General features: G+C 38.0%; 19 protein-coding genes. 12 read left to right on the forward strand and 7 right to left on the reverse strand.

Annotated elements, in window-relative coordinates; translation table 11 throughout:
• Positions 1-137: 137 nt before the first annotated feature.
• On the reverse strand, positions 138-1,454 hold the full coding sequence (locus F6K54_RS00425; RefSeq protein ID WP_293072942.1) for a hypothetical protein: 1,317 nt from the start codon (positions 1,452-1,454) through the stop codon (positions 138-140).
• A gap of 288 nt (positions 1,455-1,742) precedes the next feature.
• Positions 1,743-2,543 (reverse strand): ABC transporter permease, encoded by an 801-nt coding sequence (locus tag F6K54_RS00430; protein ID WP_293072944.1) that lies wholly within the window; start codon positions 2,541-2,543, stop codon positions 1,743-1,745.
• Positions 2,544-3,238: 695 nt separating this feature from the next.
• Between F6K54_RS00430 and ltrA the strand changes: the two genes are divergently transcribed.
• Complete coding sequence (gene ltrA / locus F6K54_RS00435; protein WP_293072945.1) at positions 3,239-4,927, forward strand: group II intron reverse transcriptase/maturase; 1,689 nt, start codon at positions 3,239-3,241, stop codon at positions 4,925-4,927.
• Positions 4,928-5,238: 311 nt separating this feature from the next.
• Here ltrA and F6K54_RS00440 read toward each other — a convergent pair whose 3' ends face one another.
• Positions 5,239-6,336 carry an ABC transporter ATP-binding protein gene (locus F6K54_RS00440; RefSeq protein WP_293072947.1) on the reverse strand — a complete coding sequence of 366 codons (1,098 nt, stop codon included), beginning with the start codon at positions 6,334-6,336 and terminating at the stop codon, positions 5,239-5,241.
• 613 nt (positions 6,337-6,949) lie between these two features.
• Here F6K54_RS00440 and psb28 point away from each other — a divergent pair.
• The 5 genes from psb28 (at position 6,950) to F6K54_RS00455 (ending at position 9,372) form a co-directional block, all read left to right on the forward strand.
• Positions 6,950-7,285: a photosystem II reaction center protein Psb28 gene (gene psb28, locus F6K54_RS00445; RefSeq protein ID WP_293072949.1), complete on the forward strand. Its 336-nt coding sequence runs from the start codon at positions 6,950-6,952 to the stop codon at positions 7,283-7,285.
• A 271-nt stretch (positions 7,286-7,556) separates the two neighbouring features.
• Positions 7,557-8,147 (forward strand): transposase, encoded by a 591-nt coding sequence (locus tag F6K54_RS42525; protein ID WP_366558000.1) that lies wholly within the window; start codon positions 7,557-7,559, stop codon positions 8,145-8,147.
• A 146-nt stretch (positions 8,148-8,293) separates the two neighbouring features.
• Positions 8,294-8,401, forward strand: coding sequence for a transposase (locus tag F6K54_RS42530; protein WP_366558004.1), 108 nt, complete (start codon positions 8,294-8,296; stop codon positions 8,399-8,401).
• 39 nt (positions 8,402-8,440) lie between these two features.
• Positions 8,441-8,704, forward strand: a complete 264-nt coding sequence (locus F6K54_RS42535; protein ID WP_366558001.1) for a transposase — start codon at positions 8,441-8,443, stop codon at positions 8,702-8,704.
• Positions 8,705-8,862: 158 nt separating this feature from the next.
• A complete protein-coding gene (locus F6K54_RS00455; protein ID WP_293072951.1) occupies positions 8,863-9,372 on the forward strand; it encodes a molybdenum cofactor biosynthesis protein B in 510 nt (169 codons plus the stop codon).
• Positions 9,373-9,822: 450 nt separating this feature from the next.
• Here F6K54_RS00455 and ctpB read toward each other — a convergent pair whose 3' ends face one another.
• On the reverse strand, positions 9,823-11,130 hold the full coding sequence (gene ctpB / locus F6K54_RS00460; protein WP_293072954.1) for a carboxyl-terminal processing protease CtpB: 1,308 nt from the start codon (positions 11,128-11,130) through the stop codon (positions 9,823-9,825).
• A 246-nt stretch (positions 11,131-11,376) separates the two neighbouring features.
• Here ctpB and F6K54_RS00465 point away from each other — a divergent pair, with 246 nt between their 5' ends.
• From F6K54_RS00465 to F6K54_RS00475, 3 genes are all read left to right on the forward strand, one after another.
• Positions 11,377-12,183 (forward strand): hypothetical protein, encoded by an 807-nt coding sequence (locus tag F6K54_RS00465; protein ID WP_293072957.1) that lies wholly within the window; start codon positions 11,377-11,379, stop codon positions 12,181-12,183.
• Positions 12,184-12,449: 266 nt separating this feature from the next.
• Positions 12,450-13,193, forward strand: a complete 744-nt coding sequence (locus F6K54_RS00470; protein WP_293072960.1) for a Uma2 family endonuclease — start codon at positions 12,450-12,452, stop codon at positions 13,191-13,193.
• Positions 13,194-14,096: 903 nt separating this feature from the next.
• Positions 14,097-14,771, forward strand: coding sequence for a YdcF family protein (locus F6K54_RS00475; protein WP_293072963.1), 675 nt, complete (start codon positions 14,097-14,099; stop codon positions 14,769-14,771).
• Positions 14,772-15,291: 520 nt separating this feature from the next.
• On the opposite strand, the gene F6K54_RS00480 is transcribed toward F6K54_RS00475, so the two are convergent.
• Entirely contained in the window at positions 15,292-16,344 is a 1,053-nt protein-coding gene (locus F6K54_RS00480) for a glycoside hydrolase family 10 protein (RefSeq protein WP_293072965.1), read from the reverse strand.
• Positions 16,345-16,750: 406 nt separating this feature from the next.
• Here F6K54_RS00480 and F6K54_RS00485 point away from each other — a divergent pair, with 406 nt between their 5' ends.
• Positions 16,751-17,470 (forward strand): heme oxygenase (biliverdin-producing), encoded by a 720-nt coding sequence (locus F6K54_RS00485; protein WP_293072968.1) that lies wholly within the window; start codon positions 16,751-16,753, stop codon positions 17,468-17,470.
• A gap of 217 nt (positions 17,471-17,687) precedes the next feature.
• Here the strand turns inward: F6K54_RS00485 and F6K54_RS00490 are convergent, their stop codons facing one another.
• Together F6K54_RS00490 and F6K54_RS00495 are read right to left on the reverse strand one after the other, a co-directional pair.
• Positions 17,688-19,070 (reverse strand): IS200/IS605 family accessory protein TnpB-related protein, encoded by a 1,383-nt coding sequence (locus F6K54_RS00490; protein WP_293072971.1) that lies wholly within the window; start codon positions 19,068-19,070, stop codon positions 17,688-17,690.
• Positions 19,057-19,230: a hypothetical protein gene (locus tag F6K54_RS00495; RefSeq protein WP_293072974.1), complete on the reverse strand. Its 174-nt coding sequence runs from the start codon at positions 19,228-19,230 to the stop codon at positions 19,057-19,059. The genes F6K54_RS00490 and F6K54_RS00495 overlap by 14 nt, the downstream gene beginning before the upstream one ends.
• A gap of 243 nt (positions 19,231-19,473) precedes the next feature.
• Between F6K54_RS00495 and F6K54_RS00500 the strand changes: the two genes are divergently transcribed.
• A complete protein-coding gene (locus F6K54_RS00500; protein WP_293072977.1) occupies positions 19,474-21,015 on the forward strand; it encodes a response regulator in 1,542 nt (513 codons plus the stop codon).
• 1,029 nt (positions 21,016-22,044) lie between these two features.
• A partial coding sequence (locus F6K54_RS00505; protein WP_293072980.1) for a magnesium chelatase subunit H occupies positions 22,045-24,814 on the forward strand: 2,770 nt, incomplete at its 3' end.

A 24,814-nucleotide genomic window follows, 5' to 3' on the forward strand; every position in this document is an offset into this window, starting at 1 on the left:
ATAGTGCTTTGAAACATTCATTATTACAGCGTTTCCCATTGTTATGAGGTACACCTATCGCGGGCAAATTGTTATGAGGTTCACCTATCGCGGGCAAGATGCCCGCACTACATGATTTTTACCATTTACCCTGTACATTATTTAACCGAAACGTGCTGTACATACAAACCAACTAATAGACTCATTATTATATGTATCGCTAAGGTATATTTTTTCCATATAACTAAAAGTACCAAACCAATAGAAATTGAGATTAATAATATCATCTTAATTAGAAAACTTCTCCTGTCAAAAGAGTGTGATGAATTATGTGTTGTCTTGGAAGCATATCTTTTGTAAATTTCTGTAGTGTTCGAGGGATTATTTGTAACTTTTAAATTCCTTTTAGATAACTTTCTATTTAGAATTGCATAATCTTTAATTGTAATGTGTTCAAATATTATTCCTAGATAAAAGCCAATTAATAGACTCATAAATATAGCTATAACTAATATATAGTTTTGCCTGATAACTAAGAGTATCAAAAAAATAACAGTTGAGATTAATAATATCGTAATTATATGTTTCCAGGAAATAGAATGTAATAACCCTTTTATAGGAGTATCAAGTGAATTACTGGAGGTATATCTTCTATTAGAACTATCCCTGTTGTCAATTGCTGTAATGTTTGAGGAATCATTAATAACTTTTGAATTCCGTTTAAGTAACTTAGATAACTTTATATGTTGAGTTGCATCAGAAGTGGTGGCATTTGAAAACGGTCCTTCTAAAACATCTTTTTTTTGGGAAAGACTCAGGCAAAGAGAGAGAGGTATATATTTATATGGATAATCAAAGAATTTACAACAGTTTTCCCACAATTTTTGTCTATTCTCTGGATTGTCAGGGCAAATAAAAGCTCGATTTTCTCCTTCCAAACATGGGATAAATTCCGGGGGGATAGATTTATTAGTATAACCTGTAGATTCTGTCACCCTAGAATAATTTAGTTCTAAGTTATAAGGATATTCATAAATCTTTTTGTTAATTACTTGGTAATCTTTGAGATTCCACGATTTTTTTAAAGATATTAATAAATACTCAGGCTTAAAAAATTCAAGGTTTTCTAAGTCAGGCAAAATTTTCAATGGATTAAAATCTTCGTTTATCTGAGCAACATAACCAACAAAAATATGGAGCGATCGCCCCCTAGCATTTTTGGCCATATATTCATATTGTCGCTCAGAACCAACCAACTCTTGAACCATACAAGTTACGCCGAAAACACAATGCTTATGATTCTTAAATAGAGACCAACGAGGATTCTCCTGTAACCTCTCTGGATACACTGTAGTCCCATGAATATATTTGCGTGCCCAATTCTGTTCTTCTGTTCCAAAATCATCGGGGATGGCCAGAAAACGATAATCTGCTTCTTTGGTTCTACCGTAAACTATTACAGACCATAAGGCCATAAATTTATACCTCTAACTCTACAATTAGAGATACTAATTCATATATTACCTCCTGTTTTATCGAGTCTTTATGGGATACAAACCTTTCTTTCCCTTCTTCCCTCTTCCTTCTTACCGAATTATTAATTATTCATTATTCATTATTAAATAATTATGGTATAGAGCCTCCCCTTTTAAGGGGAAAAAAAATAAATAATATTTCCTTATATTCAATCCTCTCGGTTTTAACTAGAGGTAATTATCAATTATCAATTATCAATTATCCATTAATGAATTCTTCCTTCCCATTTAAGACCGCTGAAACCGTAAAGCATCAATTGATTGAGCAGTTAAAAATACTCCCAAAACAATATAACTCAATAACATAACTATACTGCTAGTATCTACAAGTCCCTGAATAATATTAGTGTAATGTGTCAGCATTGATAAATGTCTTAATGCCTCTGCTAAAGGACCACTAACATTATTTGCTACAACATCAATTACCCACAAAAATAATACTAATGCAAAGGTAAGAATGGCAGACAAAATTGTACTATCTGTCAAAGAAGAAATAAACATTCCTAATGATAATACTGCTCCTGCAAGTAATATTAAACCTCCATGTCCTAACAAAAGTAACACTGGCGAAATAGGTGGTTCAGCAGCACTAATAGCAATAGCTTCCAAGCCTAATAATGGCAACACCATAGAAGTATAAAACGTTAATACAGCTAATAACTTTCCTGTTGCTACTGCCCAATTTGTAATCGGAGAAGTGGCTAATAATTCTAAAGTTCCTCTTTTTCTTTCTTCCGCATATAAACTCATAGATAACATCGGCAGTAAAAACAAAGAAAGAGAACCCATAATACCCAGATAAGCTTTCAAAAATTCATATGGTGCATCAACTGGCGGTTCAGTAATTCCTAATTGGTCTCTAGTCGCAATTTGTTGAATAATTCCATCTGGTCCTAATAAAATAGCAACTAAAAAATATCCTCCCAATAGCCAAAATATTCCTGTAATTGCATAAGCTAATGGTGATGCAAAATATCCCTGTAATTCTTTTCTGTAGATTGCCAAAATATTGCTAATTATTACTAGCATCGCTTAAATTCCTTTTGATTTTTTTGTAGTCTGGAAATGATATCAAATCCGGTTGAATACTTATTATATAGTTGAGGTGCGACACGTTTCTTAAAAGGACAGAAATGTCTGAATTAGGAGGTATTATTCGTAATGAATAATAGATAACTTATACATAATATAGGTGAGTAGGAATATCATATCCGATATGAATACAAGTCCTATCGTCCGGGTGTTGGATTGAAAGCATATCCCTGGGTTCGGGAGATTGAACATCAAAGAACCTACATCAGCAATAGGGATAAAACTGAATCAAGAAGTTAACTGGGACAGAAAGATTCAGGAGCAAGATGATATGACCAACAATATGTGAATCTTAAAAAGCTCAGTTATTAGAAGTAGCCAAATCCAGGGTAGGGCTATGCCAAAAAGGCAAGGAGAAGAGGTGAAAGGAAATTCAGCTCCCGACACAACACCCCATAAGTACCCCTGAGCATTGAGAGAGTCTAAAGTCATCAAACAATTATGTATAGGAACGTGGGAACCCTTAAATATCTCCAATCTGAAAATTACAAAGGTCGAAAAAGGTTGGTAGCATTTCAAGCGCAAGATATTTAGGGAGAAGATTTGACAAAAAGCAAATGCCTGAATGTAATGTTCACGGATAAGCTGACGTGTCAACTCTTGCAGAAAAGTAAATTGAGGAGTAACATTTAATGCCTAATATCAAAGGATGGAAAGATATCGACTGGAAAATAATCAATCGATATGTGGACAAGATGCAAAACAAAATATACTTAGCCAGCAAAAGTGGAAATGTCAGGGAAGTCCGCAGGTTACAGCATATAGTCCAAAATAGTTTCAGGTGTAAACTCAGCGCTATAAGGAAAGTCACACAAGACAATTCTGGCAAGAAAACTGCGGGAATAGATGGAAACAAAAGCCTCACACCCACGGAAAGATTTGCTCTAGCAAAGAGTATGAAACTGAACGGCAAAGCCAAAAAAGTCAAAAGAGTAGAAATACCCAAATCTAACGGCAAGGTCAGAAAGTTGGGGATACCCACCATAGAAGACCGAGCAAAACAAGCCTTAGCCCATATTCTACTAGACCCAGAATGGGAAGCCAAATTCTCTAATAATTCATACGGATTCCGAAAAGGGAGAACGTGTCACGATGCCATAAGCGACATATACATACAAATCGGACAAAAACCGAATAAATGTCATGTATATGATGCAGATATTAAAGGATGCTTCGACAACATCAACCACGATTTTCTTCTAAATAGGTTAAACACTTACCCAAAACTAAGAAGACAAATCAGAAGTTGGTTAAAATCAGGAGTACAAGTTGGATTCAACAATTCACTAGATACATATGAAGGAACCCCACAAGGGGGAGTCATAAGTCCACTTCTTGCCAATATAGCATTAGATTACTTTGACAAGAAAATGGACGAAATAGTGGAAAAAGAAACAACAATGAACGGAACTGGAATCAGAAAAGATTTCTCCTACGTTCGATATGCAGATGATTTCGTACTCATCAAAAAAGAGAGTGAAAAAGCGTGTATCGGACCAATAAAGAGAATGAAGAGAAGAATTCAGGGAAAAGTAGAAGAAGCTCTAAAGCCTATCGGTTTAGAAATAAGCCAGGAAAAGACCAAATGGACAAAGCTCAATGAAGGGTTTGATTTCCTGGGGTTTAACGTCAGGACATACAAAGTTGGAAAGTATCGCGCAAACAAAAGTGGATGCAAGATATTAATTAAACCCACAAAGAAAGCAATCCAAGAGCATTATAGAAGTCTAGCAGAAACGGCACAAAAATTAAAGAACGCTCCCAAAATAGCAATCATATCCGGTTTGAATCCTATCATCAGAGGATGGTGTCAGTATTACCAAAAACAGGTCAGCGCAAGAGCATTCGCAAAGCTAGACCACATGGTACACAAGCTAATTATGAGAATACTACACTACAAATGTCCAAAAACAGGAACGAAGAAAATAGTTGAAAAATACTTTGAAAAGAAAGGGGATAGAAATTGGTGTTTTGGGAATTTGTTATGGCATAGAGATACAAAGATTGAAAGGCACGTCAAAGTCAGAGGAGATAAAAGTCCTTACGATGGAGACACCAAATATTGGGGACAAAGATTAAGCAAATATAACTGCTTAACTGAAAGAGAAAAACATCTACTCAAAAGACAGAAGGGCAACTGTGCAATCTGTGGAGAACCCTTTAAAATTACAGACACCATTGAAGTAGACCATATCAAAGCAAAATGTAACGGTGGTTCCAATACATGGAGCAATCTTCAATTGGTACATAAACATTGCCACGAAACCAAAACTCCTCTGGACATAAAAGAAAAGAGAGAGAATGGCTCCAGACTCGGATAAGCAGGAGAGGAGCCGGATGAGGTGAAAGTCTCAAGTCCGGTTTTGAAGTAGAGTTCCAGGGGTAATCCTGGTTCGACTATTAATAGTAGGGAACCCACCCCTCGCCCCTCCCCCTCCCAGGAGGGGAATTTGGGGAGATGGGAGATTAAATAGACATCTCCGATAATAAAAAATCCAATCAATTATCGTATATGGCACAGAAATTATCAATTATTTCCCTATAGGAACATTGTATGCAACGTCCCTACTCTTTTGGAGGAGAGGTAATTATTAATTATTAATTATTAATTATTAATTGTTGAACGATCGCCTCAATTTTTCTTTTCTTGTTGAGCATCTGTTTCTGTCACATCTTGCCAAGGATCGGGAAGTAAGTTTTGATTTTTCTGAAGTTCAATATTTCGGTCATTATTAACTTTATCTATGAAAGAATTTGCCGATACCTCAATCGATGAATTTTTAGGAATATCACCTGTAGTTAACCCTAAGAAAACATCTTCTAAACTAGCACGAATTCGGCGCAACTCGCATAAACTCAAACCATTAGAAATTATAGTATTAGCAATTTCTTTTCCTGGTTCCATATCTGGCTCAGATTTTATTTGTATTCTGAAGCGACTTTCATTATCTGACTTAATTTTTTCTAGAGATTGAACCCCCGGAACTTCAGCTAATAATTTTAATCCTGTTTCCATTGCCAGATTTTCTCCCTCAATTTCTACTTCATATCCCCACCCACTTGCTGATTTATTACTCATTTCTTCAGGACTATCTGTAGCCACAATTTTCCCCTGATTAATAATTGCCACTCGATTACAAGTCATACTAACTTCCGGCAAAATATGAGTAGATAAAATAATTGTATGGTCATTAGCCAAACTTTTAATTAAATTTCTCACTTCAATAATTTGTCTAGGATCAAGACCCACAGTAGGTTCATCTAATATAATTACTTGCGGATTGTGTACCAAAGCTTGAGCAATTCCCACCCTTTGTTTATATCCTTTCGATAGTTTTCTAATCAAAACTTTCTGCTTATTTAATAAGCCACATCTTCTCATTGCCAACTTAACTCTAGCAGAGCGATCGCCCGCAGGAACTCGTTTAATTCTTGTCACAAAAAATAAAAAACTTTCCACAGTCATTTCTGGATACAAAGGCGGAATTTCTGGTAAATAACCAATCAATTGTCGTACTGCCATAGAATCTTCATGGACATCATAACCAGCAATTTTAGCCGTGCCACTCGTAGCAGGCAAATATCCAGCTAATATCCGCATTGTTGTAGTTTTACCTGCACCATTCGGACCTAAAAATCCTAATATTTCTCCTTGTTGTACAGCAAAGGATACCTCCTTAATTGCTGAGGTTGAACCATAAATTTTGCTTAACTTCTCAACTTCAATCATTATGACCTTAAATAAGCTATTAAGTATAAACTTTTAATGATAAACTATTCAATAGGTAAAATAGCAATTTCCATTCAAATTCAGCTATTAATTATAACAGAGAACAGGGAACAATTGATAATTGATAATGGATAATTGATAATTACCTCGGGTTTTAACCGTTATGGAATTGAATATAAGGAAATATTATTTCTTCTCTTGGTCCATTGGATATGATTAGGAAACCCATCCATCCCTCGACCGCTTTTTTCCCCTTAAAAGGGTCGGCTTGAAACCAGAATTATTTAATTATTAATTATTAATTATTCGGTAAAACACTATATTTAAAGTTAAATATCAAGATATTTATACCATTTAGAACTAATCTAGGATTGGGTAAATATTTTAGAGTTATTAAATCGGAATTTTATTAATGCCAACTAACAGAAGTAGTGTCATAAATTCTTTCTGTTAATAAGAGTTAAATGATTTATCTAAAATGATTGTTATTTAAAGTTTTTAGCCAAATCCATATTTTTCTTGACTTTTTTTAGATACTGATGTTCTGTGAAACTTGATCGGATTGTGTTTATAATAATGTTTTAACGATTTCTTAAGGATTAAAAAGATACTGATGAGTGCAATTCAATTTATTCAAGGTGTTGATGAAGAGGCTATACCAGAAGTACGTCTAACCCGTTCTCGTAGCGGTAATCAGGGGACGGCCACGTTTATTTTTGAGAATCCCAAGGCTTTAGGCCAGGATGTTACTGATAATATTACAGGAATGTATATGATTGATGAAGAAGGCCAAATTAGCAGTCGCGAAGTTAAGGCCAGATTTGTTAATGGTGAGCCGAAAGGGCTGGAGGGACTTTATGTGATGAAATCTAAAGAAGATTGGGACCGCTTCATGCGGTTCATGGAGCGTTATGCTAAAGATTATGGTTTAGAATTTAATCCAGCTTAATGTATTTAGGGGCTGAAAAAGTCCTAAGCGTGAGGTTAGGGAACACCGGAATAGGGAATAGTTTTCGCCTTACTTTAATTTCATGACTTTACAGCTTTACCTTGTACTGTTTGAAATTTTCAATAGTTCTCAATACTTTACTTTAAATAATCAGAGCTTCAAATTTTTCAGTAAGCCTTATTTAACCCCAGGTCAGTAATTCTTAAACCTGGGGCTTGTAACTGTTGGCTAAAATCTGGTATTATCTATAAAAATCTGGTATTATCTGTTTATGCTACTTGGATTCAAAACTGAACTGCACCCAAATAAGCAGCAAAAAACATTACTGGCTAAACACGCAGGTGTAGCTCGTCATGCTTGGAACTGGGGATTATGGTTAACTAGAAATATCCTTAGTCATAATTCCAATAATCCTGATAGTAAACTTAAATTTCCTACTGCAATCGACCTGCATAAGCTTTTAGTAGCAATGGTTAAACCTAAGAACTTTTGGTACTACGAAGTGTCTAAATGTACACCTCAATATGCTTTAAGATATTTATCTCTAGCTTGGAAGCGTTGCTTTAACAAAATTTCTGGTCAACCTAAATTCAAGAAAAAAGGTAGAGATGATAGTTTCACTTTAGATGGTTCCATATCATTAGGTTTTAATCGTATAAAGTTACCTCGAATTGGTTGGGTAAAAACCTTTGAAATCTTGCCAGATAATGTTACTCCTAAATCTGTAACTATAACTAAAAAAGCTGATAGATGGTTTGTTAGTTTTAAGATAGACTCAGCTTCCATAAATACTGAGAAATCAGTAGATGTAGTTGGTGTAGATTTAGGTGTAAAATCTCTGGCTACGTTATCCACGCTCTGAGGTTTTTGTTGGTGCCAAATCTTACAAAAAGTTAGAATCTAAACTATCACAACTTCAATACCTTAACAGACATAAAACCAAGTTTTCGCTCTAACTGGAAAAAAGCACAACTAGAAATAGCTAAACTACACGCAAAGATAGCCAACATCAGAAAAGATGCATTGCATAAACTGACTACTTATTTGGCTAAAAACCACAGCCAAATAGTAATAGAAGACTTAAATGTATCAGGTATGATGTCAAATCACAAGTAGGGGCGATTCGCGAATCGCCCCTACAAGGCTGTTGCTGACATGGGTTTTTATGAGTTTCGTAGACAGTTAGAGTACAAGTGTGAGTTATACGGTTCTCAACTCACCGTTGTAGATAGATGGTTTCCTAGCTCTAAGACTTGCAGTAGGTGTGGTTTTGTTAAAGAGTCTCTGTCTTTATCTGAAAGAGTGTTTAACTGTGAACACTGCAATTTTAGCTGTGATTGCTCCGCAACGCTAGCGCGAACGAGATTTGAATGCAGCGTTAAATTTAGCTATGGCGGGCAGTTTGCTCCGCAACGCTAACGCGAACGTCCGTGTCAGCCTGTGGACTGGATAACGCCGACGTTGCCAGGTAGAAGCAGGAATGGAACAGATCATCATAGATTTTTATAGATTATCGTAGGTTTCTAAGAACGGATTTAGAATAAAGTTATTTTGAGAAATTCCTAAAATTTATAGATATGGATATAGATATCCCTCATCCAACTCCTGAAAATATTTCTTTAAGTTGTGCTGTCATTACAGTTAGTGATACCCGCACTCCAGAAACAGACAAAAGTGGTCAGTTACTCCAAGAATTGTTGAACAATGCTGGTCATTCTGTAGCAGCATACATAATTATCAAAGATGAAAAATTGGAAGTTGTCAAACAACTGCAACATCTATGTCAGATAGAATTTCTAGATGCTGTAATCTTGAATGGTGGTACAGGAATAGCTCCCAGAGACACAACTTACGATGCTATTGAGAATTTATTAGAAAAAACTTTACCTGGTTTTGGGGAATTATTTCGATGGCTGAGTTATCAAGAAATTGGCTCCAGGGCGATCGCTTCTCGTGCTGTTGCTGGAACTTATCAAGGTAAATTAGTGTTTTCACTTCCAGGTTCTAGTAACGCAGTCAGACTAGGGATGGAAAAACTAATTTTACCAGAAATAGTTCACTTGAGAAGGCAGTTGCGTGGAGATTGATTCCAGTACAATTAGCGATCGCTACTATCGGATAATTACTGATAATAAAGTTTTTGTTTGTAATTGGGCTTGAGCTTCTGCAATAGTTACTATTAGGGCTAAAGCCCAACTACGAGCTTAATTATAACTGTTCTACCGAACATCATATAAGTGGGAGCAGGCATCCTGCCTGTCTCCATCCTGCCTGTCCCTGCCAGGGAATGATATCATGTCCGGTAGCATCGGAGCGTGTATAAAATTAAGGTGACAATAAGAGAAAACCTTCTGCCTCCTGCCTCCAGCATAGCTGCCTTCCTTCCACCAAAGTCTAATTCTTAAACCGGACATGATATGAAAATATCAGGAACGGGCAAGATGCCCATTCCACAAAACTATAACTATATTTACTCTAATTCCAACTTTTATAGCTCTTTTGAGCAATTTCTCAGCCTCAAATCATCATTCCTGACTTCAATTTTGTTGGTTCCGCAATACTAACGGACGTAACAATATTTTATTTTTCAAGAGATTTACCGCTCTAGAATAATAAGGGTCTGATATAGTAGCGATCGCCCCTGGTTGCCTATACAAACGTCGTTTTTGAGAATCTGTCAAATTTATACTGACATCAGGAGTAACACCTTTTTTACTAATATCAGTTCCTTTCGGAGTATAATAATGAGCAATAGTTACTGCTAAACCCGAACCATCTGATAAAGAATGTACTGACTGTACCAAAGCTTTACCAAAAGTTTGATCTCCCATAATCACAGCACGACCATTATCTTTCAGTGCCCCTGCTAAAATTTCACTAGCACTCGCTGAGTCACCATCTACCAAAACCACTATTGGTTTATCAGTTAAAGCTGAACGGTTTGCCCGCAATTCTTGCTTGTCTCCATTTCGGTCAACGGTACTAACAATAGCACCTTTATCCATTAACATCCGAGCAATATCTATACTAATGCGCAATAAACCCCCTGGGTTGCCCCGCAAATCTAAAACATAACCATCAGCATTTTGATTATCCAGATTTTCGATCGCCTTCTGCATCTGTTCTCCCGCATGGGCACTAAATTCTTGTAAATGGATATACCCAATACGTTCATTCCCTTCACGCTTAAGCTCGTAACGAACTGCTTGTAATTCTATTCTCGCCCTGGTTAAAGTTACATCAAATTCTGCTTCTCCAGAACGCATAACTTGCAGTACAACATCTGTACCCACATCACCTCGAATTAGTTTTGCTGCTGCTGAGACATTCAAACTAGCAGTAGGTTTGCCGTCAATTTCCAGGATTTGATCTCCTGGTAATAAACCTGCTTTCATAGCTGGAGAATTTTCTACAACGTCCACTACCGTAATTACTTTGGTCAGCTCATCCTCCTTTAACTGCATTCCCACTCCAGACATTTCCCCAGATGTTTGATTAGTCAAAGTTTTGAACTGTTCCGGATCTAGGAAACGAGTATAGGGGTCATTAAGTTCATCTAATGCTTGGCGTAATGCCTCATAAGCTTGTTCCCTAGAAGTATAATTTTTCTCTAACAAAGTTCGCCTAGTCTCTTGCCAATCTGTCTGATTAAAACTACCATCAACATATTCTCGATTGACAATTTGCCATGCTTCATCCAGAACTGCTTTCGGGCTATCTTCTAAGCTTGCCCCAGCAGGCTTACTCAGGGTAGGGGCCAATAAAGATAAAGCTGTGGTTGTAGCGATCGCTGCACTGTACAAAATGGCTTGAAGAACGGAGTTGCGTTTTGAGGCTGATTTCATTGAATTTTTTTAGTAGTTGGACATTTATTGATATTGACATTCCCACTAATTTATGATATATGGGATAATATTTTCTTGAAAGAAGTCTAATATACTACAATATTAGCTGAATATATTGATTATTGTATCTATAGTGACAAGGGAATTTACTGTCAGTCAAATAGACATTTCCTCCATGCATAGAGTAGGGAATAGGGGGAAAGAATTGATAATTTCTGTAGTTTTCTTTACATAAAAATTTAAGACATGATGGAAACAAAAGCCAAAACTTCAAATTGGCTAGGTTCATTCGTAAATCTAGCAGTTTTCATAACAGCTTTAGGAAGTATCGTCACTTTACAGGTATTCTGGCCCTCAGAAAATTCTCCCTTAAAAAAAGAAATCGTTTCAGACATGGCAGATAGAGTAGAAGCTGAAGAAAAAGAAGCTCTACAGCTAAAGTTATTGAAGGCATCTCCGACTTTTGGATTTGATAATTTGATTGCAGATTGGGTGTTTCTCCAATTTCTGCAATATTTTGGGGACGACTCTGCCAGAAATCAAACAGGCTATTCTCTTAGTGAAGATTACTTTGATATCATCACCCGCTTAGATCCAAGATGGGTTGATACCTATCTATTTGTGTCTAACTCTTTATCTATATATGAAGGTAAACCAGAAGTCGCTGTAGAATACATGACTCGTGGTACTGATGTACTTTCTCCAGAAATAGATCAGAAAGCTTGGCAAGTATGGAGATGGAAAGGTATAGATCAATTACTGTTAGTAGGTGATATTCCTGGAGCAATTGATTCTCATGAAATGGCAGCTGAATGGGCTGAAAATACATCGTATCAAAGCTTAACATCTCTGTTTAGACAAACAGCAAAATTTCTGAAGCAAGACCCTGATAGTAAATTAATCAAGTTTAATGCTTGGTTATGGGTATACGGTCAAACAAGAGACCAAAGAGTACGCGATCGCGCTCAAAAAGAAATTCTCAAACTTGGAGGGAAAGTAGAAATCGATCAAAATGGAGAAACTCGTTTTGTCTTGCCAGAAGCTTCTGAATAAAAGAGGGAACAGGGAATAGGGAATAGGGAATAGGGAATAGGGAATAGGGAATAGGGAATAGGGAACCCACCCCTAACCCCTCCCAGGAGGGGAATAATTGATCATCTATGGATAATAATTGATTTTATTTTTGATTATTGGAGATGTCAATTGTAGGAGAAAGTTTTTCCATCAGATTTCACATGACTTCAAATTATAAATTCCCCTAATTACCCCTATAATTATATAGATACAGTCCACCCTTAGTCATAAGAGAGACACTAAAAATGGTTCTACAAATAAAACCCACTAAACCAGAACCAACTGTAACTTGGAAAGCACTACCAGCAGACTTTACCTTACCAGACGATCCAGTGGAAAATATTCAACAACCTATCCTTGCTGCTGCTCTGAGTGATGCTTTGGGAGCTGCATTGCTCATTCAACCTCAAATGCTCATTGGTTCAAATTTTGGATTAGTAGCCACCGTCAACAACAAAATAGTTGTCAAAGCTCCCGATTGGTTTTATGTCCCCCAAGTACAACCAGTGGCAGAGGGAGTCATTCGCCGTAGTTACACTCCCAATCTAGAAGGCGCTCCTGTAGCTGTAGTGATGGAGTTCCTCTCAGAAACAGAATGTGGGGAACTATCAGTGCGTTCGACTCCACCATATGGCAAACTTTACTATTATGAACAGATTCTCAAAGTACCAACCTATATAACTTATGACCCCTACGAAGGGAATTTAGAGGTGCGTAGTTTGCACAATGGAAAGTATCGCTTTTCCTCAGCCAATGAGAATGGACATTTTTGGATACCGGAATTAGAGTTGTTCTTGGGAATTTGGCAAGGGGAAAGACTAGGGCAAAATATTAGCTGGCTCAGATGGTGGGATAAGTCCGAAAATTTGTTGTTGTGGAGTAGCGAACAAACCGAACAGGAAAAACAACGGGCCGAACAGGAAAAGCAACGGGCCGAAAAATTAGCTGCTAAATTACGCGATTTGGGTGTCGATCCAAATTCGCTCTGATATGGGAAATTATATCCGATTCAATAGTTATAGCACTACGGCCTAGAAGTGAGGGAGTAGGGGAGTAGGGAGCATTTTTCTACCTGCTTGGTGCCCGTTCCCTTGCGTCTGCTACCCACGCGGGGTCTTACCGCTTGCGTCTAACACCAATGCGGGGTCGCATCCACTTTTTCCCCCTATTATATTTCTGAATTTCCTGGCTTCTGTAGGGGCGTTTTGCTGACTCATAACTATCGTTAACGCTCCGCGATATGTAAAGTGGCAGTTCTACGTTAGCAAACGGCCTTTTGCTGACTCATAACTATCGTTAACGCCCCTACTTAGGGCTTGCTGAATAAATATAAAAGCATTGACAGATAAAGGTAAGTGCCTTTTTGGGTCTTGAAAAAGTACAAGGTTTTCGTTCTAGGGAACTCAAAAAGCTAGGATTTTGGGTTGACTATCGCAGAAAAATCAAGGGATAATTCTTTCTACTGCCTCCTTTAAATTCCCCATTTCTCCAGTATAGCTGTCTCCTGTCTCCTGTCTCCTACCTCAGCAAAAAGACTTTTGAGCGCAAACCCTACTTATATCATGTTCAGTTGAATAGTTATACTTAGGACGAAGGAAGGCAGCTATGCTGAGGGCAGAAGGCAGAAGGGAATATTGGTTTAAAGGGAGAAGGTTTTTTGTCACTAATTATCCGGACATGATATTACTCCTATGCCAAAAGTACATACCGCATGCAAAGATATTATAAGAGTTCTATAAAAAATAGGAAACAGGAGGATCAGTGGGCAGATTAGAGATAAGCTCAAAGAACCCGCTATAATTTCTATGATCAGAAATCCAAACATTCGTGGCAATCATAAAATCAGGAAAATACTGTTGTTGTTCCTTTTTTCTATATTTTCTAGTCTATTAGTGTGGCTAGTTGGAAATACTATTTCACTCCAGTCAGCAGCAAAATCTCCTGTGGATACTTATTTAGTTTTAGGTGGAAGTATTAAACGGGAAATGTATATTGCTAAAGTGGCTAAACAACACCCTCAAACCCCAATATTAATTTCTAGTGGATCTCAAGACCCTTGTATTGTGGGATTATTTCAACGGGAAAATGCTCCTGTAGAGAAGGTTTGGTTAGAATATTGCTCTAAATCTACTTTTGGTAACTTGTATTTTACTTTGCCAATTCTCAAGAAATGGGGAGTGGAGCATATTAAACTTGTGACATCTGCTAGTCATTTACCTAGAGCTAAATGGTTAGCACAAATTATTCTGGGTGCTAATGGGATATGGGTAGAAACTGATATTGTTGAGGAAATAGGTGTGCCCGGTAATAAAGAATCTACTCTCAAGACTGGTTTGGATGTAATTCGTAGTTTATTTTGGGCTTTGGGAAGTAAGATAATAGAACCAAGATGTGCTGATGTGCTAAAACTTACACAGGTAAATATGACACAATGGTGCAACCATGGTTTTCGCTGCGAGCGTCAAGCAAAATTGAAGTCTAAGTCAATTTGTCGGGGAAAAAGGAAGAAGGAAGACGGAAGACGGAAGAGGGAAGAGGAGAGACGGAAGAGGGAGGAAGGCTATTGAGAAAGAAAAAAAGCTCAATTTTCTTTAGATATTCAACCTTGAGTTTACAAAAACGATACCAACGAATATCATATCACTTATAATAAAGTTTTTGTTTGTAGTTGGGCTTGAGCCTCTGAAATACTTAGTATTAAGGCTGAGGTAATTATTAATTAGGGTTTGCACTCAAAAGTCTTTTAGTAGGGGTAGGAGACAGGAGACAACCCACCCCTCGCCCCTCCCAGGAGGGGAGGGAGATGGTTCTATTGTAGTGATTGAAATGCAGGTTGCTAGAATGGCTGGTTTTAATAAACGAGTAGCTTATAACGCGCTGCGCCTGATGGTGTCCCCCGCAAAGGGAGGCGCCCATGCGCATCGGTATCATCGTGACTTTTTCAGCAAACCCTAATTATTAATTCTTCGGTAAAGCACAAGGTCTTATTGCTGATAGCTGATGGCTAATAGCTGAATGCTTACAATAGCGATCGCTCAATTAAGATTAAAAAGTTATTGATGTTCCATGGAACGTCCCTACTGTTGTCTACCGTGCAGGAAAACCGCTGTAAGGAATTGTTCGCAATGCTTTAGCTAAAGCACAATCATTTTCTCTGAGACCTTCATAGAAAAATAACACTTCTCCATTAATCCCTACAGAACGATTATAAGCGATCGCCTCCAAAAGATAATCTACACTAATTCGATAAGAGCCAACTTTAATTAAAATCCCTGGAAACACTTTGCTTAAATGACTACAAATAAACTGCTGTTTCACTAACTGTTGGACAATAGATTTGTAACTAGCAAAATCACGACGGTAAAGTTGAGGATGAATAATATCCACAATTCCTTGATTTATCCAAGTGGGGTAGTCTTGTAAGTATTCATTCAAACTCCACTTGTAAAAACTGGGAGCCATTGAAACCAAAAGTTCAGGCTTAATTGCTTTCACTTCCCGATGTAAACGAGTTAGAAAATTTGTCAGAATATCTGCACGCCACTGTAACCATTTGTGATGTTTATGGTTTCGGGGTGGATGACAAGAAAATTGCTGACGATAACGTTCCACTGTTTTAGCATCGTAGCCACCTTCTGAAGGAAATGCTGGCATTCGATCATCTCCCTGGATACCATCAATGTCATAGTTTCTCACAACTTCCAATACTAGATCGATCAGAAAATTCTGCACTTGCTCATCCAAAGCATTCATCCACTCAAAACCATTTTTTACCAATAAATTTCCCTTACAGTCACGAGCTGCCCATTCTGGTTTTTTTGCCAGAAGTAACCCTCCATTTTGTTTGTAAGAGCTGACAAACCCGTATTCAAACCAAGGAATAATTTTAATACCGACTCGCCGTGCTTCTATAATTACTTCTGCTAAGGGATCGCGACCTTTGTATTGGGGGTCTATCTCTCTGCCAAAAATTGTCTGCATCAGTTGACTGGGGTAGAGAGTAAATGCTTTATTCCAGACCACCGGAAATACAACATTAAATCCTGTTTCAGCAAGAAAGTCTATTGCTTCAGCGATATTATCTCTGGAATGGAGGACTTTACTATCAACATTTGTGAGCCAGATACCGCGTAATATCATGTTCGGTTGAATACTTATAAATAAACGACGGAGGAGTCAGAAGTCAGGAGTTAGGAGGGAAGAAGAAGGAAGTTTTTTATCACTAATTCAACGGACATGATATAATCCCATAAATTAAGGAAGAAGTAAGGTGAAGTATTTACATCTAAATTATATATAACAAAACTGTCATGTTTTTGTAGTGCTAATATCTCGATTCATAGGTATAGTTTAGTTTAAATGCACAACTGCTTATTCCTGAAGTTAGGGAAAGTCTAATATATCCTAGCAGTTGCTTCTTAATCATTCTTAATGTAAATTCCGATCCATTCATTTTAATCTATAGAAATAGGCAATAAATTTCTAAATTTCTGTAGGAATTGATACGCCAAGTTGTATAATCTAGTATTCGTCAGGAAAATTTAACATGAGTGTAAACCTAGCAACTCAATTGCGTGAAGGAACCAAAAAATCTCATACAGATGCAGAAAACGTAGGTTTTGTCAAGTGTTTTTTAAAAGGTGTTGTAGAAAAGAAGTCCTACCGGAATTTAGTTAAGAATCTTTACTTTGTTTATTCCGCAATGGAAGAAGAGATGGAACGCCACCGGGAACATCCCATCCTTTCCCAGGTTTATTTTGCAGAGCTAAACCGTAAACAGAGTTTAGAGAAAGACCTACACTTTTATTATGGTGCTGGTTGGCGCGATCAAATTGCTCCTTCTGCTGCGGGTGAAGCTTATGTACAGAGAATTAGAGAAATTTCAGAAAAAGAACCAGAATTGTTAGTAGCTCACTCCTATACTCGCTACTTGGGAGATTTGTCTGGCGGTCAAATTCTCAAGAAAATTGCTCAGAGAGGTATGAATTTAACTGATGGGGAAGGTACTGCTTTCTATGAGTTCACAGAAATTTCTGATGAGAAGGCATTCAAGAATATGTATCGTCAGGCGATGAATGATTTACCCATCGATCAGGCAACAGCAGATAGAATGGTTGATGAAGCGAATGCTGCTTTTGACATGAACATGAAAGTGTTCAATGAACTAGAGGGTAATTTAATTAAGGCGATCGGTGTGTTGTTGTTCAATACTTTAACTAGAAGACGTAGTTCAGGTAGTACAGAGTTAGCTCCTGCTGCTGAATAATAACGGTTAATTGGTTAATATTTCCATCTTTGTAGAAAGTATAACACTTTTAAGTTGTATTAAATGTTGGGGGTTTGATGGCTCTAGAGGAGTCACCAAATCTCCAACATTTTGCTTTTGAACAGGAGTAGGACACCTTCTTGAAAACTAGACAAAGCTAGACATCTGCCATCGGTGATTGCAAATGATTTCGTGGCTCACCCGTTTCAATGTGTACTTACTGTGAAAGTTGATGTTCCGCCCATAAACTATGGGTGAGGATACCCTCAAGAGCTTTCCTCCACTGAAAAAGTTGAGTCCTTCGGATACGATGTAGTTTAATAAAACTAGCAACTCGCCTCCAATGACTCCAATCATGTTTGTTGACATCCTCTGGTCTCAACAAACAGTGTGGTATTTTTTCTGATAATTTTAACGCTCTACGGCCAATTACTAAAGCAGCAGCAGTGCCACTATTTAGGCCATACTTAGCCATATAATTAATCATCCCAATCACGCTGGTAAAAGCTGGATTTACTTTAATTAATTCCACCCCAAATCTTCTACAACGTGACTCTAAAGTTTCTCTAAACATTCCAGTAGATAAGTTGGAAAGCATCTCATTGTAAACTTTGCTTTCTTCGCTCATCTTGGCCTTTTTTTTACTAAAGTCTAGAGATTCAATGGCAATAGCACATTCAAAAAATTCTGCTAAGAAAACAATTTGAGAAACAATATTTCTCATGGATGCTTGTCGTTGTCCTGTTGTTTGATTTTTCCATTTATACGGAATTTCTTCTAAATATTCAATGTTACCATCCCACTTCACATAAGTAACTGAAATTGAATCAGCATTAAAATCAATACCAAGACAACCATTTTTTCTTGTATGAACTACTGGTATTTCTGGTACATAAGTTGAAAGATGTACATACCAATTATCCTGTTTATGTTCTCTACGAAAAATAGAAGTTGTGATTGGTTTTAAATTGTTTATGGCATAATCTAAATCTGTTGCTCTATATCTGCCATTCCTATCTGAAATACTAAATTCTAGCTGTATTTTCTGACCATATTTATCCTGTAACGGTCTAGGTAGTTGAACTTGTAGTTGATATAACCCATCCTCTTTTAATGGGAAAACTTTGAGCATAGTTCCACCCCCTGGCTGAGATTTTCCCACACAGAAAAATCTGCCTGAGCGTTTTTTTCTCCAATCTACACTCCATCCCGATCGGGTTTTATATCCATTTTCTGCTAAATTATGTTGAGCGTTAAATAATTTCTGTGAACCAAAACAAATATGTAGACGTTCTGTTTTTTTTAACTGCTTTAATTTTTGTTTCAGACTAGCTATTTTCTGAATTTTACTTTTTAACCCTAGCAATTGATTAAAAAATTTATTTCGGGCTTGTATATGTGGAAAACCTTTTTTTGTTGCTAATTTTAAAGTTTTTTCTAGTTTGGTGATGAGTTTTTTTGTCGCAGTTGTTTTGGCGCTTAATTGCAACTCTAATTTAGAAATATGGTTTTTTTTGGCTGTTTTTAATTGGTTTAAACATGTTCGTGCTTCAGTAGCAATTGAGTCAGCATAAGCCCATTGAATGTTAAACTTTTTCATTACTTCGCTTTTCTAGTTCAGATTCTGATAATTTCTCAGTTTGCATCCAGTTAACAGCAGAGCGTTTCCAGGATTCATATAATGCTCCGAGTTCTTCAAATACGGGATGGTATTCAATTTTAGCTTCTATTCCTGTCAAGGAACCGTGAGATTTGGCCATTACTCACATTGAATTACTTTACTCAAGGTTAGCAGAGCTTGCCTTTTTGTGTCAATAATATTTGCGCTTTGCTTTGACATGAACTCAAGTTTCGTGTCTGGTTCCTAATTTTTCTACCTATTTGCCATTGTGTAATATCCTAGACATTTTGTAGATGTTTGTCTAGGATAGTCCATATTTTTTGATGTTAGCAAGCAACAGATTAAAAATAATGTTGAGACGGCCCATATTCCAATTATTTTCTTGACCGTATTCTCAGATACGGAAAAAATAACCACCGGCTTATCCCTCGAAGCCGTAGACTACATAACCAAGCTCTTTCACGAAGCAGAACTATTAGCACAGGTGCGTACCCATTTGCAGCTACACCAGTTAACCCAGTTTGCGGTTGACAAGACTGCATTAGAAATCTTCTGTCATATGATCAACGAACTCCAGACCCCGCTTAACTCCATTTTGGCTTTATCTAAAGCCTTGCAGGATGAAGTCTTTGGTCCATTGACTGAGGAGCAACTCAAATGTATGAAAACAGTTGAACAAAGTGGCAACAATTTACTAAACCTAATTAACGATATTATACACCAAACCCAGTTTGCAGTTGACAAGGCTGCATTAGGAATCTTCTGTGATATGAGCAACGACCTCCGGACTTCGCTTAATGTCATTTTGGGTTTTTCTGAAGCTTTGCAAGAGGAAATCTTTGGTCCATTGACAGACAAGCAACTCAAATGTCTGAAAACAATTGAACGAAATGGTTACCATTTACTCGACCTAATCAACGATATTCTGGATGTCTGCAAAATTGAGTCGGGACAAGTTGAACTAGATTTAAAGGTAACTAATATTGGTAATTTGTGTGAGTCGAGTCTGGCATTTGTCAAACAACAAGCGGTCAAAAAAAGAATTTCTCTCAATACGACTATCCCCCCCCATCCCCTAAACCTGCTCATTGATAAGCGACGCATCCTTCAGAGCTTGGGCAAGTTACTCAATAACGCGGTGAAGTTCACTCCTGAAGGTGGATGTGTTACTCTGGAGATGAGTTGTCATAGCCAGAACAAAAATGGGCAAACATTAGACTCGCAAGAGCCATCTGAGAAAGTCAAGAATCCAAATCAATTAGTGTGGGAGTCTGGCCTATTGACGGCTGAAAACTACATCAAAATCAGTGTAACGGATACTGGAATTGGCATTGCTCCAGAACAAATCACCAAATTGTTCAAACCTTTTTCCATAATTGATAGTGCCCTAAATCGAAAATATAACGGAACAGGTTTAGGATTAGTTCTTATTAAACAAATAACTGAGCTTCACGGGGGAACGGTTAGTTTAACGAGCGAAGTCGGTGTGGGTAGCTGTTTTAGTATCAACCTTCCCTATAATCCTGATTTGTCTCTATCTTCTGTTCAACCAAAAGATTTACCTCTGATCTTGTTAGCTGAAGACAACGAAAGGAATATTAGTGTAATGGTTTTCTACTTAAAGGCTCGTGGCTATCGCCTAATTGTGGCTAAAAATGGGCTTGATGCAATTCAATTGGCACAAACTCACCATCCAGACTTAATTTTAATGGATATTCAAATGCCAGAGTTAGATGGTCTCGAATCTATTCAGCGGATTCGTCAAGACTCAAACCTTAAAAACATTCCCATTGTTGCTCTAACAGCTTTTGCCATGGCAGACGATCAAGAACGTTGTCTAGCGGCTGGTGCTAACCTGTATATCAGTAAACCAGTTAGGCTCAAACAGTTAGTCTCGTCCATTCAAAGGTTGTTAGCTCAATAGATATTTCTACAAAATAGGGATTAGGCAGTAGGGATAGAAGTACATTAATTGATAATGGATAATTGATAATTACCTCTTTGCTCATTCCCATTTCTCCTGTCTCCTGTCTCCTACCCCAGCAAAAAGACTTTCCATACGCAAACCCTAATTAGGGCTTGCTGATTAAATATAAAAGTCTTTACTGATATTGGTTTTAGGCTTTTTAGGTAGTGAAAAAGTACCCCTGAACTCCCCTAAGAATACTCAAAAATTGAGTATTTGAGTAAGAATTGGGTAGACTTGGGCCTGGGATAATTTTTCCTTTGTATGTCTTCTACAACCCCTGATTCCTCTTGACTCTTGACTCTTGACTCTTCACTACTCCCTACTCCCTACTGCCTGTCGAGCGCAAAAAGACTTTCCATACGCAAACCCTAATTAGGGCTTGCTGATTAAATATCGCGCGCATTGACTGATATTGGTTTGAAGAATTTTAGGTACTGCTGAAATACCAGCTTTTCGGTTGATGGAGGGAAAAAAGTGAGGATTTTGGGGTAATGATGGAAAAAAAACTAAGGGGCAACGCCTGAATGACTACCTCTTCTACAACTCCCCTAAATCCGCTCCTCTTAACTACTCCCTACTGCCTACTGCCTACTCCCTACAAAGAGCAAAAAGACTTTCCATACGCAAACCCTCATTATTTTAGGATTTTGTAATATCATGTCCGGATAAGAGCGATCTGGAAAAAACTTATCATGAGTGCTTAAACAGTAAATCTTTCTATTTTCCCTACTCCCCTACTCCCCTACTCCCCTACTCCCCTACTATCTTAATAATAAGTATTCAACCGGACATGATATAACTGGTCAGTTATTTCCGCCATCCTCCAATAGTACATATTCAGCATTTTGTCAATCAATGTAACAAAAAATTTTGACTTTCTTATCGAATTGTATCAAATCAAGACTTTACTCTACCTTTTATTAACGTTTTCTGGTAAATATACTCATTAAGTATCAGCAATTATCCTCAAGGAGCAATACTTAAATGTTCACATCCGTTAAACCCACCGTTCGCCACATTGTCCCAGAAGACCTAAAAGGGCGATCGCTCTTAAAAGTTGTATATATCGTTTTAGAAGCACAATATCAGAGTTCTCTCTCAACAGCGGTGCGCTCTATTAACGAAAAAAATCCTAATTTGGCCATAGAAATAAGTGGCTATTTAATAGAAGAATTACGAGACCCTCAAAATTACGAAAACTTTAAAAAAGAAGTTTCTGAAGCTAACATCTTTATCGCTTCCCTAATTTTCATTGAAGACTTGGCCGAAAAAGTAGTGGAGGCTGTAACCCCTCACCGAGATAAGTTGGACGCTGCTGTTGTTTTCCCTTCCATGCCACAAGTAATGCGCCTGAATAAAATGGGTAGCTTTTCCATGGCACAACTAGGTCAGAGCAAAAGCGCGATCGCTCAGTTCATGCGGAAGCGGAAGGAAAAATCTGGTTCTTCTTTCCAGGACGGAATGCTGAAGTTGCTGCAAACTCTGCCTAAAGTTTTGAAATATATGCCTATTGATAAGGCGCAGGATGCTAGAAACTTTATGCTCAGTTTCCAGTATTGGTTAGGGGGTTCGTCGGAAAACCTGGAAAATTTCCTGCTGATGTTGGCAGATAAATATGTTTTCAAAGACAAGAAAAATAGCTCTCTCCAATATGTCGATCCAGTAGTTTATCCAGACATGGGTATCTGGCATCCCCTCGCACCAAAAATGTTTGAGGATGTTAAAGAGTATCTCAACTGGTACAACCAGCGCCAAGACATTTCTGAAGATTTAAAAGACCCCCTCGCTCCCTGTGTTGGGTTAGTATTGCAACGTACCCACTTAGTTACAGGAGATGATGCTCACTATGTTGCTATGTTGCAAGAATTAGAAGCAATGGGAGCGCGAGTTGTACCTGTATTTGCCGGAGGGTTAGATTTTTCTAAACCAGTCGATGCTTATTTCTGGGAAGTTGCAGCTAAAGGAGTTGAACCAACACCATTAGTAGATACGGTCATCTCCCTGACAGGTTTTGCACTGGTGGGGGGACCTGCTAGACAAGACCATCCGAAAGCAATCGAATCGTTGAAACGGTTGAACAGGCCATATATGGTAGCTTTGCCTCTAGTTTTTCAAACTACCGAAGAATGGGAAGAAAGCGAACTTGGTCTGCACCCCATACAAGTAGCTTTGCAAATCGCTATTCCCGAATTGGATGGAGCGATCGAACCTATTATTATGTCTGGGCGAGATGGGGCAACCGGAAAAGCGATCGCTCTCCAAGACCGGATCGAAGCTGTTGCTCAACGCGCTATGAAATGGGCAAGTCTCCGTCGCAAACCTAAACTAGATAAGAGAGTTGCTATTACTATTTTCAGTTTCCCTCCAGATAAAGGAAATGTGGGTACTGCTGCATATTTAGATGTATTTGGATCTATCTATGAAGTAGTAAAGGCACTCAAAGGTAATGGTTACGATATCCAAGACTTGCCAGACTCCGCAGAAGAATTGATGAAGCAAGTTATTCACGATGCTACTGCTCAATATCAAAGTCCGGAGTTGAACATTGCTCACCGGATGTCAGTAGAACAATACGAACGTTTGACTCCATACTCGGAAAGGTTGCATGAAAATTGGGGACCACCTCCAGGAAACCTCAACAGTGATGGGGAAAATTTACTAATTTATGGTAAGAGTTTCGGCAACGTTTTTATTGGAGTACAACCAACATTTGGTTATGAAGGCGACCCCATGCGGTTATTATTCTCCCGTTCCGCAAGTCCCCATCATGGTTTTGCTGCTTACTATACCTATTTAGAACAAATTTGGAAAGCTGATGCGGTGCTGCATTTTGGTACTCACGGTTCCCTAGAATTTATGCCTGGTAAGCAAATTGGAATGTCTGGAGATTGTTATCCAGATAATCTCATTGGTAGTACTCCCAACATCTATTATTATGCAGCGAATAATCCTAGTGAGGCGACTATTGCCAAACGCCGTAGTTATGCCGAAACTATTTCTTACTTGACTCCCCCTGCGGAAAATGCTGGTTTATATAAGGGTTTGCAGGAGTTGAACGAGTTGATCGGTTCCTATCAAACTCTGAAAGATAGTGGGCGAGGTATTCCCATTGTCAACACTATTATGGATAAATGCCGGATAGTGAATTTAGACCAAGATATTACCTTGCCAGAAAAAGATGCTCAAGAGTTGAGCGCTGAAGAACGAGATAACATTGTTGGGGATGTTTACCGCAGGTTGATGGAAATTGAGTCCAGGTTGTTGCCTTGCGGTTTGCATATTATTGGTAAACCTCCTAGTTCTGAAGAGGCGATCGCTACTTTGGTAAATATTGCTAGTCTAGACAGAGAAGAGGAAGGGATAACTGGTTTACCTCGGATTATTGCTAATAGTCTCAATCGGGATATTGAGGAACTTTACCAAAACAATAATAAGGGTATTCTTGCCGATGTTGAGTTACTGCAAAAAATTGTTGAAGCGACTCGCAGTGCTGTAGCTGCATTAGTTCACCAACAAACTGATGCCGATGGTCGAGTTTCTATGGTCAGCAAACTCAATTTCTTCAATATGAAGAAAAAAGCACCTTGGATAGAAGCTTTGGAAGCAGCAGGTTTTCCTGATGTTGATGGGGAAGTTATTAAACCTCTGTTTGAATATTTGGAATTTTGCTTAGAGCAGGTTTGTGCTGATAATGAGTTAGGTTCCTTGTTACGAGCGTTGGAAGGGGAATATATTTTACCCGGGCCCGGAGGCG

It is taken from the genome of Okeania sp. SIO3B5, from assembly GCF_010692555.1.
Classification (GTDB): Bacteria; Cyanobacteriota; Cyanobacteriia; order Cyanobacteriales; family Microcoleaceae; genus Okeania.